Annotated in this window: 11 protein-coding genes; 5 read left to right on the top strand and 6 right to left on the bottom strand. The window is 70.9% G+C overall.

The features are described from left to right. Window positions 1-7: 7 nt before the first annotated feature. Entirely contained in the window at window positions 8-586 is a 579-nt protein-coding gene (locus tag PSESU_RS14675) for a hypothetical protein (protein WP_013536587.1), read from the top strand. After that, entirely contained in the window at window positions 583-2,196 is a 1,614-nt protein-coding gene (locus tag PSESU_RS14670) for a hypothetical protein (protein WP_013536586.1), read from the top strand. Before PSESU_RS14675 ends, PSESU_RS14670 begins: the two co-directional genes overlap by 4 nt. Window positions 2,197-2,221: 25 nt before the next feature. Here PSESU_RS14670 and plsB read toward each other — a convergent pair whose 3' ends face one another. From plsB to PSESU_RS14645, 5 genes are all read right to left on the bottom strand, one after another. Further along, window positions 2,222-4,858 (bottom strand): glycerol-3-phosphate 1-O-acyltransferase PlsB, encoded by a 2,637-nt coding sequence (gene plsB, locus PSESU_RS14665; RefSeq protein WP_013536585.1) that lies wholly within the window; start codon window positions 4,856-4,858, stop codon window positions 2,222-2,224. A gap of 7 nt (window positions 4,859-4,865) precedes the next feature. Continuing rightward, complete coding sequence (locus PSESU_RS14660; RefSeq protein WP_013536584.1) at window positions 4,866-5,852, bottom strand: hypothetical protein; 987 nt, start codon at window positions 5,850-5,852, stop codon at window positions 4,866-4,868. Between the two features lie 220 nt (window positions 5,853-6,072). After that, entirely contained in the window at window positions 6,073-6,795 is a 723-nt protein-coding gene (gene pyrF, locus PSESU_RS14655; RefSeq protein WP_013536583.1) for an orotidine-5'-phosphate decarboxylase, read from the bottom strand. Next, entirely contained in the window at window positions 6,792-7,670 is an 879-nt protein-coding gene (locus PSESU_RS14650) for a 5'-nucleotidase, lipoprotein e(P4) family (RefSeq protein WP_013536582.1), read from the bottom strand. Before PSESU_RS14650 ends, pyrF begins: the two co-directional genes overlap by 4 nt. A 51-nt stretch (window positions 7,671-7,721) precedes the next feature. Beyond that, on the bottom strand, window positions 7,722-8,252 hold the full coding sequence (locus PSESU_RS14645) for a DinB family protein (protein WP_013536581.1): 531 nt from the start codon (window positions 8,250-8,252) through the stop codon (window positions 7,722-7,724). A gap of 361 nt (window positions 8,253-8,613) precedes the next feature. On the opposite strand from PSESU_RS14645, the gene xylB reads away from it, so the two are divergent. The 3 genes from xylB to PSESU_RS14630 all read left to right on the top strand — a co-directional run bounded on the left by xylB (window position 8,614) and on the right by PSESU_RS14630 (window position 13,018). After that, the gene (xylB, locus tag PSESU_RS14640) at window positions 8,614-10,104 is read left to right on the top strand and encodes a xylulokinase (protein ID WP_013536580.1); all 1,491 of its coding nucleotides are present in this window, start codon (window positions 8,614-8,616) and stop codon (window positions 10,102-10,104) included. A 40-nt stretch (window positions 10,105-10,144) separates the two neighbouring features. Beyond that, window positions 10,145-11,479 carry a xylose isomerase gene (gene xylA, locus PSESU_RS14635; protein ID WP_013536579.1) on the top strand — a complete coding sequence of 445 codons (1,335 nt, stop codon included), beginning with the start codon at window positions 10,145-10,147 and terminating at the stop codon, window positions 11,477-11,479. A gap of 96 nt (window positions 11,480-11,575) precedes the next feature. Next, entirely contained in the window at window positions 11,576-13,018 is a 1,443-nt protein-coding gene (locus PSESU_RS14630) for a sugar porter family MFS transporter (protein WP_013536578.1), read from the top strand. 23 nt (window positions 13,019-13,041) lie between these two features. Here the strand turns inward: PSESU_RS14630 and PSESU_RS14625 are convergent, their stop codons facing one another. Next, window positions 13,042-14,103, bottom strand: coding sequence for a LacI family DNA-binding transcriptional regulator (locus PSESU_RS14625; RefSeq protein ID WP_013536577.1), 1,062 nt, complete (start codon window positions 14,101-14,103; stop codon window positions 13,042-13,044). Window positions 14,104-14,113 lie beyond the last annotated feature (10 nt).

Genomic DNA, 14,113 nt, shown 5'->3' with positions numbered 1-14,113 from the left:
GAGCGTCATGAAAGCGAAGGTGATGGCATGCATGCTGGCCATGGTCTGCCTGTGGCTGGCCGGTTGCGCCTCGGCGCCCACGCTGGGCCTGGCCGACACATCGGGGTTCGACGGCCGCGGCGCCACGGTGCTGGTCGAGTACGCACTGGCGTCGGAAGGCCAGGTGGCGGCCGACAAACGCGAGGCGACGCGGCGCGCCAGGGTGGATGAAGTCCACAGGTTGCTGGCCGCCCAGGGGTTCCAGCCCGTTTCCAGCGGCGACGCCAGCTTCCAGGTCCGCATCGTCGAGGGGGAGGCCCAGGAAGTGACCGGCGAATGGACCGGCTCGCTGGGCGCCACCGTCGCCCTGATCACCCTGGGGGTGGTGCCGGCGGTGTTCGATTACCGCGCCGTGTTCCGCTACGAACTGTGGGCGGATGGACGGCAGGTCCATGCCCTCGATACCCCGGCCAGCTGGAAGGAACCGGTAGGACTGGTATCGCTCTGCTCCACCCTCAGCCGCTCGGAGGCGGCCAGGGAAAAGGCGCGGCTCGGCAGCCACGACAGCGTCATCCGCCTCTGGATCGACCAGGGGTCGTTCGAATGAACGGGCGCGGCTTCCTGCGCATGGGCGCAGGCGCGGCGCTGCTGGCCATCCCGGTGCTGGCAGTGGCCGGCCGCTACCAGCCCGAGGAGAAATGGCTCGCCGCCGCGCGCGCCGAGCAGCCGTTCCTGCCTTATCGCCTGGGCGTGGTCGAGTACGAGGGCGGCGCCAGCGCGGAGTGGCTGGAGTACATGGGCGACCTGCGCGCGGCGCTGCGTGGCTCCAACTACTTCCAGCGCGAGGACGCGCCGCGCCTGCGCCTGCGGATCGGGCGCGCAACCGCGGTTGGCGACGTCAATTCCGAAAGCGGCTGCAAGACCACACCCGGCTCGCTGGCGGTGACCTACCGCTTCCTCGACGGCGAGCAGGAGGTCAGCCAGATGACCATCGAGACGCCGGCGCCGATGAAGGGTTCCAGCGACAACTTCGACGCTGCCATGGCCGGCAACCTCAAGTACCTGCTGCTGGAGCTGCGCAGGGACGATCCGTCCTTCGCCGCGCGCGCCAGCGAGCTGGAAGCCGGCCTGCAGCGCCAGCTGGGCAAGGGTTCGACCATCGGCTGCAAGTTCGGCAACGCCCTGGCCAAGGGCTTCGTCGCCACCGTCGAAGGCGCGGTCGCGGTGGTCAAGGGCGTCGGCGAGGTCGCGGGCGGGGTCTTGGAAGTGGCGGCCAGCCCGGAGTTCCAGAGCACGCTCAACACGACCATGGCCGAGTACCAGCAACAGCAGGCGCAACAGCAGGCCTATGCGCAGAGCCTCAATGCCCAGGCCGAGGCGGCGCGCCAGCAGCGCGAGGCCCAGCAACAGGCACAGGCGCGGCAACGCGCGAGCGAGCAGGCGGCGCAGCAGCAGGCCGGGCGGGACGCCTTGGCGCGACAGCTGGCCGAGGGCATCGCCTATCGCAACCAGCAGCTGGCGAAGACCACCGACGCTGCCACCCGGCAACGGTTGATGGCCGACAACGAGGCCGCGCTGCGCACCGCCGCGCAGATGGGCATGCATGCCCAGGTCGACATCATGGCCACGCGCTCCACCCAGGCCGGCTTCGACCAGGCCCGGGCGCAACGCGAGGCCGACGACCAGGCCGAGCGGCAGCGCATTGCCGAGCAGGCCCGCCTGCAGCGCGAACGCGAGGCGCAGCAGCGTGCCGAGCAGCAGCGCCTGGCCCAGGAGCAGGCGGCCGCCGAACGCAGGCGCAAGGAGGAGGAGGCGCGTCTGGCGCGCGAGCGCGAGGCGGAGCAGCGCCGGCTGGCGAACGAACAGGCCGAACGCGCGAAGAAGGAGGCGTGGCAGTCCTACCTGGCGGCCAACAAGCGCGGCATCCGCCTGGGGGCCAAGCAGTGCGACGGCAAGGACAAGCCGTACCGGCTGGTCGGCGACCGCCCCGCGGTGTCGCTGCCGCAGGTGATCAACTACTACTCGTCCTGCATCTCGGTGCGCTACGAGGCGCGCTGCCCCGGCACCCCGCGCGGCTCGGGGATCCAGGCCACCCAGTACAACTTCACCGGCATGGGCCTGGGCTGCCTGTCGGCCGAGTCGTTGATGCCGCAGCGGCTGGCCTGCGCCGACAGCGAGGTGATCGTCGAGGCGCTGGACGTGACCGGCTGCAGCTGAGCCCCCCACGCGGGTCGCCGCCGGCTCAGTCGGCCGGCGGCGGCTCGGCCTCGGCGGGGCGGACCGCTTCCGGGCTCACCCGCTCGATGGTGTGGCGCAGCTCGCGGCCGAGGATCATCTTCGCGTCCTTGGCCCACAGGTCCAGGCGCTCGTCGAACAGCAGCTTGCTGTTCTGGTCCGGCCATACCAGGCGCATCTCGCGCAGCTTCTGGATGAAGCCGCGGAACAGGCTCCTGTCGAAGAACTCCGGGGCCGCCGGCGCGTACAGCAGGCTCAGGCGCTGCGCCGCCAGCTGGCACAGGCTTTCCAGCTCGGCCGCGCCGAGCGTGCCGGGGCCGTTCTTCACCAGCACCGAGATGGCGATGTAATAGCGCTCGAACGCCTGCTGCAGGGTGTGGCCGATCGCGCGCAGGCGGAACACCTCGTCGCTCTGGCCCTGGCTGCGCTGCAGGATGCCGCCTTCCTCGTCGCTGGTCTGCGACAGCAGGCCCTCGCGCACGAACACGTCGGCGATCCGCTCGATCCGCGCGGCGAACTCGTCCTCGTCCCACGGCAGGAACAACTCGGCCTGCAGGAACGGATACACGGTGCGGCCCAGCCGCACCAGGGTGCGCCGGCTCATGCGCCGGTTGTGCTGGAAGCAGCAGGCGATCCACGACGACGGGGTGAACAGGTGTGCCACGTTGTTGCGGAAATACGACAGCAGCACCGCGGTGTCGTCGTCCACGGTCAGCACGTCGCCCAGCGGATGCGGGATGCGGTTGAGCACGCCGATCTCCTCGCCGTGGGCGATGATCTCCTCCGGCGTGTGCGGCGTGACCGTGGTGCGGTCCGAGTACGGCAGCTCCGCCAGCAGGGTCTTGGACAGGGCGATCTGCGCCAGCAGGTCGCGCTCGCCCATGGCGTGCTTGGGCGTGGACAGCAGGGCCAGCGCCAGCAGGTTGATCGGGTTGACGTCGGCGGCGCCGTTGATGCGCACCTGGATGTGCTGGGCCAGGACGTCGACGGTGTCGGCCAGCCACGACGGCTTCTCGTCCTCCGCCAGCGGGCGGCCGTCCCATTCCGGGGCGTGGCTGGACAGCACCTCGCCCAGCCGGATCGGCTCGCCGAAGTTCACCACCACCTGGCCGTAGTTGCTGCGCAGCACCTTGGGGATGCCCCACAGCAGCGACCAGATCGACTCCTTCTCCTTGGGCTTGCCCGACAGCTCGTCCAGGTAGCTGTTGCCCTCCATCAGCTTCTCGTAGCCGATGTACACCGGCTGGAACAGCACCGGGCGGATGGGCTGGCGCAGGTAGGCGCGCACGGTCATGGCGATCATGCCGCCCTTGGGCTGCAGCAGCCGGCCGGTGCGCGAGCGCCCGCCCTCGATGAAGTACTCCAGCGAGTAGCCGCCGGACACCAGCTGCGCCACGTACTCGGTGAACACCGCCGAGTACAGCGGGTTGCCGCGGAAGCTGCGGCGCATGAAGAACGCACCGCCCTTGCGCAGGATGGTGCCCACCACCGGCAGGTTGAGGTTGATGCCCGCGGCGATGTGCGGCGGGACGATGCCGCGTTCGTACAGCAGGTACGACAGCAGTAGGTAGTCCATGTGGCTGCGGTGGCAGGGCACGTAGACCACTTCGTGGCCGGGCGCGACCTCCTTCAGGCGGTCCAGGTGGTGGACCAGCACGCCGCGGTAGATCTTGTTCCACACCGGGGTGAGGATGAAACTGGCCGAACGCACCACCGGGTGCGAGTAGTCGGCCGCGATCTCCCACGCATAGGCATGGGCCTTCTTCCAGGCCTCGGCCGGGCGGGTGTTGTCGCGGCGGGCCTGGTCGGCGATGGCTTCGCGCACGGTGTCGGCGGCCAGCACCTTGTCCACCAGCAGGCGCCGGGTCGACAGGTCGGGGCCGATGATCGCGGCACGGATCCGGCGGAAGTGCGCACGCAGCACGCGCTGCAGCTTGCGCACGGTGCGCTCCGGCGGCAGGCCCTCGTCCACGCTCTCGCGCAGCGAGATCGGGTCGGCGAAGCGCACCAGGGTGTCGCGGCCGTTGAGCAGCAGCGCCAGCAGGCGGCGGAAACGGCCGACGATGGCCCAGTTCTCCGAGAACAGCACCGAGAACCAGCCGCTGTGCCGGTCAGGGGCGCGGCCGACGAAGATCGAGACCGGCACCAGGCGCACGTCCAGCGCCGGGTCGGCGCGATGCGCCTGGAGCAGGCGCGCCAGCGAATCGGAATGGGTGCGCGAGCTCGGGCGCTGGTCCGGGATCAGCGGACTGACGTTGCGGCGCGACAGCGCCACGTAGGCGCGGCGCCGGCCCAGCGGGTCGCCGGCCAGCGGCACCAGCGGCGAGGGCAGGCCGGCCTGGCGGCAGGCCTTGTCCAGGATCAGGGCATTGGAGAGGCCGTAGTCCTCCAGCACGTAGCAGACCGGGCGCTCGTCCTGCGGCAGCTGCGCCGGCTCGAGCTTCAGATCCAGCCACGGATCGACCACCCAGCCGAGCAGGCGCGCCCACAGCGGCCGGCGCGCCTGCGGGCGCGGGGCGATGGGCTGGCGCGGTGGCTCGCCCGTGGGCTGGGTCTGGCCGGCTTCGCCGGTCGGAGGCGTGGCCGGGGCCTGGGAGCCGTCGGTGCCGGGGCCCGGGAAGGGCAGGGGGTTCTGTTCTGGCATTGGGCGATTATCGCCCACCCGGGTTCGGAGTCGCTGACGGCGGGGTCGGCAGGGGCTCGAGCCCGGCTTCGGCTTCGACCCCGGCCTCCGCCTCGGCCTCGGCTGCCGCCTGGGCGGCCTCGATGATCCGCGCGGCCTCCTCGAGGTAGCCGTCCAGGTACCAGTGGCCGTCGACCCGGGTCAGGCGCAGGGTGGTGTCGATCTCGCGCCCGGCCAGCGGATAGTGCAGGCGCACGGTGGCGTGGTCGCCCTTCTCCTCGACCAGGCCGGTGCGCAGGTCGACCAGGCTGCTGTCCAGGTCCAGGCCGTAGTCGGCGGTGGTTGCCTTCACCGCGGCCAGGAACGGGCCCAGGCGCTGCAGGCTGCCCTCCATGCCGGCCGCGCGCAGGGCCTCCTCGCTGCCCAGCCCGGCCTCGCGGGCGGCCGCGGCCAGGCGCTCGATCGCGGCATGGCCCCTGGTGCGGTCGCCCAGCGGGGCCTGGCCGGCCCAGGCGCCCAGCGCCTCGACGGTCTGCACGTAGTGGGCGCGCTCCTCGTCGCTGTAGCCCTCCTGCTGGCGCAGGTACTGCACGCCGAAGAGGGCCAGCGAGCGTGCGGCCTCGCGCAGGGCCGCGTCCTGTCCGGCGAGCTGGGAGTCGAACAGGCGGCGCAGGTCGGTTTCCGAGCCGGGCCCGCCGAGGGTCGCCATCAGCGACGGCAGCTGTTCGTCCAGCGGCAGCTCGGTGATCGGCCAGCGGCTGCGGTCCCGGTCCCAGGCCTGGGCCAGGGCGGCGTGGGTGGCCGGCGGCACGGCGTCGCGGGCGAAGGCCGCCAGGTCGTTGTGCTGCAGGTGCACGGCCAGCTGCCGCACGGCGCCGGCCGGCTCGCTGGCGGCGCCCGGCAGTTCCCCGTCCGTGCCCGGCTCCTGGCGGCAGGCGGCCAGCAGCAGGAGCATGGCCGGCAGCAGCCACGGGCGCGCGCGGGACAGGGATCGGGCGAGGCTCGATCGTTGCATGCGGTCTGGTCCTGGGTCCCCTTGGCCCCGAGTGTCGCCGCTGCGGGGCCGCGACGGCAACGTCCACATACAAAACGGGGAGGCCGAAGCCTCCCCCAATCCGGCAATGCCGGAGGACATCGTGTTGTGGCACGGCGCCGGCAGGACCCGGCTGCTGGCGACTGTAGTCCCGGCGTGAAGCTAATGCAATACCTTTGTTAAATATTGCAAGTAGCTGATTTTATTTGATCGAGTCGCGAATCTGCTGCTGGATCAGGGCCGCGGCGGCGGCCGGATCGGCGGCATTGCGGATCGGGCGGCCGACCACGATGGCGTCGGCGCCGGCGGCAAAGGCCTCGGCCACGCCCACGCTGCGCTTCTGGTCGTCGCCGCCACCGCCGTCCGGGCGGATGCCGGGACACACGATCGAGAACCCGGCGCCGGTGGCGCGGCGGATCGGACCGGCCTCGCGACCGGAGGCGATCACCCCGTCGATGCCGGCGGCCTGGGCCGCGAGCGCGCGCTGGACCACCACCTGTTCCGGTTCGCCGTCGATGCCCATGGCGCGCAGGTCGTTGCCGTCCATCGAGGTCAGCACGGTCACCGCCAGCAGGCGCATGTCGGAATTGGTATTCGCCTCGGCGGCCGCCTGCATCATCGCCGGGTGCCAGCCGTGGATGGTGCAGTAGTCCACCTTCCAGCGGCCCAGGCCACGGATGACGCCGGCCACGGTGGCCGGGATGTCGAAGAACTTCAGGTCCACGAACACCCGCTTGCCGCGCTGCCCGAGCAGGTCCAGCACGTCGAAGTACTCGCCGGAGGCCAGCAGCTCCATGCCGATCTTGTAGAAGCGGACGCTGTCGCCGAGGCGGTCGATCCACTCCACGGCCTCGGCGCGGCCGGGTACGTCCAGGGCGAAGATCAGGCGCTCCTCCGGCGCCAATTGCAGCGGGGCGCGACTCACGGCGCGGTCTCCAGCGCGGCGCGCTTGGCGGCGCGGCGGGCGTCGCGCGGCTGCTTCCAGTTGTTGTCGAACAGCGCCGGCTCCCAGCCGCCGTAGGTCGGGTTGGGCAGCATCCACCAGCGGCTGCCGAACCACTCGCCATGGCGGTCGAGCAGGGCCTGGCGGCCGGCGGGGCTGTTGTCCTCGATCTTGAGGAAGTCGCCGAGCTGGTCGCCGAACTGCATCAGCACCCGGTACCTGCGACTGGCCAGGCGGCGGCGGCAGTCCTTCTCGCTGCCGTGCTGCTCGCAGCCGGGCACCTTCAGGCCCAGGCCCAGGAACACGTCGTCTCCCTCGACCGGCAGGCCCTCGGCGCGCAGGTTGTCCAGGGTGGCCTCGGTCAGGTGCACGGCACGGTTGGAGATGTAGACCAGGGTGACGCCGCGGGCGTTGGCGGCGCGGGCGAACTCGACCACGCCGGGCACGGCGCGGGCCTTGCGCTCCTCGACCCAGGCGTCCCAGGTCGAATCGCTGTACTCGGCGCCGTCGCGCACCAGGCGGGCCTGGTAGGGCGAGTTGTCGAGCACGGTCTCGTCGATGTCCAGCACCACCGCCGGCTTGAGCTGCGGGCCGCTGCCCTCGCGCTCCTCCTCGACCAGCGCGTTCCACCGCGGGTCGGCCAGCGCCGCATCCAGCTTGTCGGTGGCGGCGCGGTAGGCCTGCTCCAGCAGGGCGCGGTATTCGGTCGAACGCTGCACCCACAGCACCGCATTGAGGTTGTCGTCGGCGGGCACCGCCGCGGTGGCGGGTGCGGCGGGCGGGGCTTCGGGCCGCACCGGCTGGCAGGCGGCGAGCGCCAGCGCGAACAGGGCGGCGCAGATCGGGGCAGGACGCATGGGGCGGACTCGCAACGGCAAACGCGCATTCTAGCGGCTCGCCGGGCGGGTTCAGGCGGCAGGCAGCCGCAGCAGCAGGTCGGTGGGGCCGACGTCTACGCCCAGCTGGTGGAACAGCGTGGTGGCCTGGCCGCGGTGGTGGGCCTGGTGGTTGAAGAAATGCAGCAGCAGGTGCGACAGCCGCCGCCCGTGCGGCTGGCCGGCCATGTTGCGATAGGCGATGGCGCGTTCGAGGTCGTGCGGCTGCAAGGCCGCGATCCAGTCGGCGATCGCCTGGTCCAGCAGTTGCCGGCGCTCCCACCAGGCGTGCAGGTCGGCGCAGGCGGCCTCGTCCAGGCGCCGGGGCACGGGCAGGTCGGCGAGCGGGCGCAACGCGCGCCAGTGGCCCGGGTCGTTGCCGGCGAACCGCTGCAGCCAGATCGTGTCGGCCACCACCAGGTGGTTGAGGGTGCCGAGGATGGAGCCGAAGAACGCCCCGCGAGGCTCGGCCAGCCCGCCTTCCGGGAGGCGCAGGGCCGCCACGTGCAGGGAGGCGTTCATCCACCGGTTGTAATCGGCCAGCAGGGCGAAGTGGTCGCGCATGTCTCGATCCCCGGGGCGGGGCCAAAGCTTCGCATGCACGGGTCCGCCGCCGCCCGTGGTCCGGAGCCGTGGACTGCGCTGCCCCCGCCGTCATCCCTTCCGGTCCATACGCACCCGCAGCATGCGCGCGTGGTCGGATCGTGGTAGAAAGCGCAAATGATACCGCTAACTTGATGCCCGGCCGGGGCTTCGCACCCGACCGGGCCAAGTCGTGGCCGAAGCCTTTGTTGCGCTGCAACAAGCCTTTGCTGGCGGGACCTTGGCGACGTTTTCGCGCACTGGAGCGCTCCATGACCACTGCCCCGGCAATACGTTCCAACCCGCGGCCCCTGGGCTGCCCGTCCGCGCACGGGGTGCGCGCATGAGCCTGTACGTCGGCCTGGATGTAGGCACCCAGAGCGTCAAGCTGGTCGCCTACGACCCGGACGCGCGCCAGGTCGCGGCCACCAGCGGCCACGCCCTGGAGCTGGCCGCCGGTGACGACGGCAGCCGCGAACAGCGCGCCGAGTGGTGGATCGAGGCGATCCGCAGCTGCTTCGCCCAGCTGGATCCGGCCCTGCGCGAGCGCGTGGTCGCCATCGGCGTGTCCGGCCAGCAGCACGGCTTCGTGCCGCTGGACCGCGACGGCAACGTGCTGGCCCCGGCCAAGCTGTGGTGCGACACCAGTACCGCGGCCGAGTGCGACCTGATCATGGACGCCGTCGGCGGCGCCGCGCGCAGCATCGAACTGGCCGGCAACCCGATCCTGGTCGGCTACACCGCCTCCAAGCTGCCGTGGACCCGTATCCACCGCTCGCAGGCATACGCGCAGCTGGCCTCGATCATGCTGCCGCACGACTACGTCAACTTCTGGCTCACCGGCGAACGCTGGATGGAGTGCGGCGACGCCTCCGGCACCGGCTGGCTGGACGTGCGCAACCGCCACTGGTCGGAGGAGATGCTGCGCGCCACCGATCCGGACCGCGACCTGGGCGCGCTGCTGCCGCCGCTGGTCGAGGCCGATGCCACCTTCCCGATCGCCGCGCACATCGCCGATGCCCTGGGCCTGCCGCGCAACGTGCGCGTCTCGGCCGGCGGTGGCGACAACATGATGGCCGCCATCGGCACCGGCAACGTGACCCAGGGCGTGCTGAGCATGAGCCTGGGCACCTCCGGCACGCTGTTCGCGTACTCGGACCGCGCCATGGTCGATGACGCCGGCCGCTGGGCCGCGTTCTGCGACTCCACCGGCGGCTGGCTGCCGCTGATCTGCACCATGAACTGCACCGTCGCCACCGAGGCGGTGGGCAAGCTGTGCAGCTTCTCGACCAAGGAGGGCGACGCCCTGCTGGCCGGCACCCGCCCGGGCGCCGAGGGCCTGCTGATGCTGCCGTTCCTCAATGGCGAGCGCACCCCGAACCTGCCCAACGGCCGCGGCAGCCTGTTCGGCATGACCGCGACCAACTTCACCGTGGCCAACCTCTATCGCGCGGCGATGGAAGGCGCGGTGTACAGCCTCAAGAACGGCTACGACGCCTTCGTCGACGCCGGCATGCGCTTCGAGGCCATCCGCCTGACCGGCGGTGGCAGCCACAGCGCGGTATGGCGACAGATGGTCGCCGACGTATTCGGCCTGCCGGTGGACGTGCCCGAGCAGGCCGAGGGCGCTGCCTTCGGCGCCGCCCTGCAGGCCCTGTGGGCCACCACCCGTGCCCAGGGCGGCAATGCCGACCTGGCCGCGCTGGCGGCCGCGCACGTACGCCTGGAGCCGCGCCTGTCGGCGCATCCGCACGCCGAGGCAACGGCCGCGTACGCGGCCCAGTACGCCCGCTTCCTTTCCCACCTCGACGCGATCCGGCCGCTGTACGCCTGACGCATCCCAGCTGCACGAACTCCCAAACGGAACCCCGAAAATGAGCAAGCCTTTCATCGGCGCCACCGAATACTTCCCCGGCATCGGCGCGATCCCCTACGAAGGTCCGGATTCTGACAACCCGCTGGCGTTCAAGGTCTACGACGCCAACAAGGTGATCGGCGGCAAGACCATGCGCGACCACCTGCGCTTCGCGGTCTGCTACTGGCACACCTTCTGCAACGCCGGCGCCGACCCGTTCGGACCGGGCACCCGCGCCTTCCCGTGGGAGAAGGGCAACGCGATGGCCACCGCCGAGGCGAAGGTCGACGCCGCGTTCGAGTTCTTCACCAAGCTGGGCGTGCCTTACTGGTGCTTCCACGACGTCGACCTGGCGCCGGACGCCGACGACATCGACACCTACCAGAAGAACCTCAAGCACCTCGTCGGCCTGGCCAAGGAGCGCCAGAACGCCACCGGCATGAAGCTGCTGTGGGGCACCGCGAACCTGTTCTCGCACCCGCGCTACATGAACGGCGCGTCCACCAACCCGGATTTCAACGTCGTCGCGCGCGCCGCGGTGCAGGTCAAGGCCGTGCTGGACGCCGTGGTCGAGCTGGACGGCGAGCACTACGTGTTCTGGGGCGGCCGCGAGGGCTACGCCACCCTGCACAACACCAACATGAAGCGCGAGCTGGCGCACTTCGCCCGCTTCCTGACCGCTGCCCGCGACTACGGCCGCAGCATCGGCTTCAAGGGCCAGTTCTTCATCGAGCCCAAGCCGATGGAGCCGATGAAGCACCAGTACGATTTCGACAGCGCCACCGTCGCCGGCTTCCTGAAGGAGCACGGCCTGGAGAAGGACTTCTCGCTGAACATCGAGGCCAACCACGCCACCCTGTCCGGCCACACCTTCGAGCACGACCTGCAGGTCGCTTCGGACCACGGCCTGCTGGGCAGCATCGACGCCAACCGCGGCAACGCGCAGAACGGCTGGGATACCGACCAGTTCCCGACCGACCTGTACGACACCGTCGGCGCCATGATGGTGGTGCTGCGCCAGGGCGGCCTGGTCGGCGGCCTGAACTTCGACGCCAAGCCGCGTCGCGAGTCGACCGACATGGAGGACCTGTTCATCGCCCACATCGGTGGCATGGACGCGTTCGCCAAGGGCCTGGAAGTCGCCCACGCCCTGCTCAATGACTCGCCGTGGGAGACCTGGCGCAAGGAGCGTTACGCCAGCTTCGACTCCGGCGACGGCAAGGCCTTCGAGGAAGGCAAGCTGGGCCTGGCCGACCTGGCCTCGCTGGCCGCCAAGATCGGCGAGCCGAAGCAGACCAGCGGCAAGCAGGAGCGTTACGAGAACCTGCTGAACCAGTACCTGCTGCGTCGCTGACGCGAAACGAGCCGGGGCGCCCGCGCCCCGGCGACCGCGCCGCGCCCGCCAGCCGCATCACGGCGGGCGCGCGGATTCTCGAGGGAGGGGCCCCCGATGGCGGTTATTGAAAACACGCAGACCGGCACGACGAACATCGAAGCCGGCGGCGAGAACACGCGTTTCATCATCCTGATCAGCCTGGTGGCCACCATCGGTGGCTTCCTGTTCGGCTACGACAGCGGCGTGATCAACGGTACGGTCGACGGCCTGACCGCGGCGTTCAAGTCCGACGCGGCGGTGACCGGTTTCAACGTCGCCTCGATGCTGCTGGGCTGCGCGGTCGGCGCCTGGTTCGCCGGCACCCTGGCCGACCGCTACGGCCGCCGCACGATGCAGCTGTGGGCGGCGGTGTTCTTCATCGTCTCGGCCTGGGGCTCGGGCATCGCCACCTCCTCGGCCGAGTTCGTGGTCTACCGCGTGCTCGGTGGCCTGGCGGTAGGTGCGGCCAGCGTGATGTCGCCGGCCTACATCGCCGAGGTCGCCCCGGCGCGCTACCGCGGCCGCCTGGCCACGGTGCAGCAGATCGCGATCATCTCCGGCCTGTTCTTCTCGTTCCTGAGCAACTGGTGGCTGGCCGGCCATGCCGGCGCCTCGACCGCGGTGCTGTGGTGGGACTACGAGGCCTGGCGCTGGATGTTCTGGGCCGAGCTGGCCCCGGCCTTCCTGTTCCTGGGCGCGCTGTTCTTCATCCCCGAGAGCCCGCGCTACCTGGTGGCCCGTGGCCTGAAGGACAAGGCGGCCAAGGTGCTGGCGCGGCTGTACGGCGAGCAGGGCGGGGCGCGCAAGCTGGCCGAGATCGACGCCTCGCTGGCGGCCGACCACCACCGTCCGCGCCTGTCGGACCTGATCAGCAAGGCCACCGGCAAGGTGCGGCCGATCGTGTGGGTGGGTATCGGCCTGGCCACGTTCCAGCAGCTGGTGGGCATCAACGTGGTGTTCTACTACGGCGCGGTGCTGTGGCAGGCGGTGGGCTTCTCGGAGAACGACGCGCTGCTGATCAACGTGCTGTCCGGCGCGCTGAGCATCGGTGCCTGCCTGGTGACGATCGTGCTGGTGGACAAGGTCGGTCGCAAGCCGCTGCTGTGGGTGGGTTCGGCGGGCATGGCGGTGACCCTGGGCATCGTGGCCTGGGCGTTCTCCACCGGCACCCTGGACGCGGCCGGCAAGCTGCAGCTGCCGGGGCAGATGGGCCTGGTGGCGCTGGTGGCGGCCAACGCCTACGTGGTGTTCTTCAACGCCTCGTGGGGCCCGGTGATGTGGGTGATGCTGGGCGAGATGTTCCCCAACCAGATCCGCGGCTCGGGCCTGGCGGTGGCGGGCCTGGCGCAGTGGGTGGCGAACTTCGTCATCACCTGGACCTTCCCGATGCTGCTGGCCGGCATCGGCCTGGCGGCGGCCTACGGCCTGTACGCGGCGGCGGCGGTGCTGTCGGTGTTCTTCGTGCTGCGCTTCGTCCGCGAAACCCGCGGGCGCGAGCTGGAGCAGATGGAAGGATGACGGGGATGGGTGGCGGCCCCGTCTCAGTCCTGGCTGGCCGGCGGGGCCACCGAGTCCCGCCTCACCAGTTCGTGGGCCACGACGTGGTCGACGACCATGTGCACGTCCTTCTCCTTGCGGTTGATCGCGCGCACCAGGATGTCCATGGCCGAATCGGCCATGGACGCGATCGGCTGCCGCACCGTGCTCAGCTCGGGCCACACGGTGGTGGCCGCGGAGGTGTCGTCGTAGCCGACCACCGAGAGGTCGCGCGGCACTTCCAGGCCGCGCCGGTGCGCGACCGAGACCACGGCCGCGGCCATGTCGTCGTTGCTGGCGAAGATCGCGGTCGGCGGCTTCCTGCGCGCGAGCAGCTTCTCCGCCGCCTCCAGTCCGGAGCGGTAGGTGAAGTAGCCCTGCTGGACCAGGCCGCTGTCCAGGCTGATGCCGGCCGTGGCCAGCGCCGCCTGGAAACCCTCGAATCGCCGCGTGCTGGCGGTCTGGTTCGGGTGGCCCTTGATGAAGCCGATCCGGGTGTGGCCCAGCGACAGGAGGTACTCGGTGATCTCGCGGCCGGCGCGGAAATCGTCGATGCGCACGTGCGAGACGTCGTCGCCGAAGCGGGCCGAGGCCAGTGCGACCACCGGCACGTCGGCGGCCACCAGTTCGGCCACCACGCCCTTGGATTCGCACAGCGGCGGCGGCAGCAGCACGCCGGCGACGCTGCGCCCGAGGGCGCGGGCGGCGCTGCGCTCGGCCTCGGCGCTGAGTCCGTCCCAGCTGTCGACGACCAGCTGCACCGCGCAGCGCGCCGCGCCCCGCAGGGCGCCGACCAGCAGCTCGCTGAGGTAGGCACCCGACGGGTTGGTGTAGATCAGCGCTATCCGCGTGCCCTGCGCGGCGGCCAGCGAGCGTGCCGCCAGGTTGGGCGTGTAGCCGAGTTCGCGCACCGCGCGCATGACCTGCTCGCGGGTGGCCGGACGCACGTTGGCGTTGCCGTTGATCACCCGCGACACCGTCATCGGCGAGACTTCGGCCGCGGCGGCCACTTCATGGATGGTGACTGCACGCCCCTTGCGGCGCGCCGACTTGCTGGTAGTGGCCAAATCCTTCTCT

The sequence above is a fragment of the Pseudoxanthomonas suwonensis 11-1 genome (assembly GCF_000185965.1).
Taxonomy (GTDB): Bacteria; Pseudomonadota; Gammaproteobacteria; order Xanthomonadales; family Xanthomonadaceae; genus Pseudoxanthomonas; species Pseudoxanthomonas suwonensis_A.
The sequence above is the reverse complement of the archived record's forward strand: the minus strand, read 5'-3'. Positions and strand labels throughout refer to the sequence as shown.

Bases quoted from the DNA above. Each gene is read 5' to 3' on its own strand.
- xylB (WP_013536580.1), top strand. From the start codon at position 8,614: ATGAGCCTGTACGTCGGCCTGGATGTAGGCACCCAGAGCGTCAAGCTG.
- PSESU_RS14645 (WP_013536581.1), bottom strand. From the start codon at position 8,252: ATGCGCGACCACTTCGCCCTGCTGGCCGATTACAACCGGTGGATGAAC.
- PSESU_RS14650 (WP_013536582.1), bottom strand. From the start codon at position 7,670: ATGCGTCCTGCCCCGATCTGCGCCGCCCTGTTCGCGCTGGCGCTCGCC.
- plsB (WP_013536585.1), bottom strand. From the start codon at position 4,858: ATGCCAGAACAGAACCCCCTGCCCTTCCCGGGCCCCGGCACCGACGGC.
- PSESU_RS14630 (WP_013536578.1), top strand. From the start codon at position 11,576: ATGGCGGTTATTGAAAACACGCAGACCGGCACGACGAACATCGAAGCC.
- PSESU_RS14675 (WP_013536587.1), top strand. From the start codon at position 8: ATGAAAGCGAAGGTGATGGCATGCATGCTGGCCATGGTCTGCCTGTGG.
- PSESU_RS14660 (WP_013536584.1), bottom strand. From the start codon at position 5,852: ATGCAACGATCGAGCCTCGCCCGATCCCTGTCCCGCGCGCGCCCGTGG.
- PSESU_RS14670 (WP_013536586.1), top strand. From the start codon at position 583: ATGAACGGGCGCGGCTTCCTGCGCATGGGCGCAGGCGCGGCGCTGCTG.
- xylA (WP_013536579.1), top strand. From the start codon at position 10,145: ATGAGCAAGCCTTTCATCGGCGCCACCGAATACTTCCCCGGCATCGGC.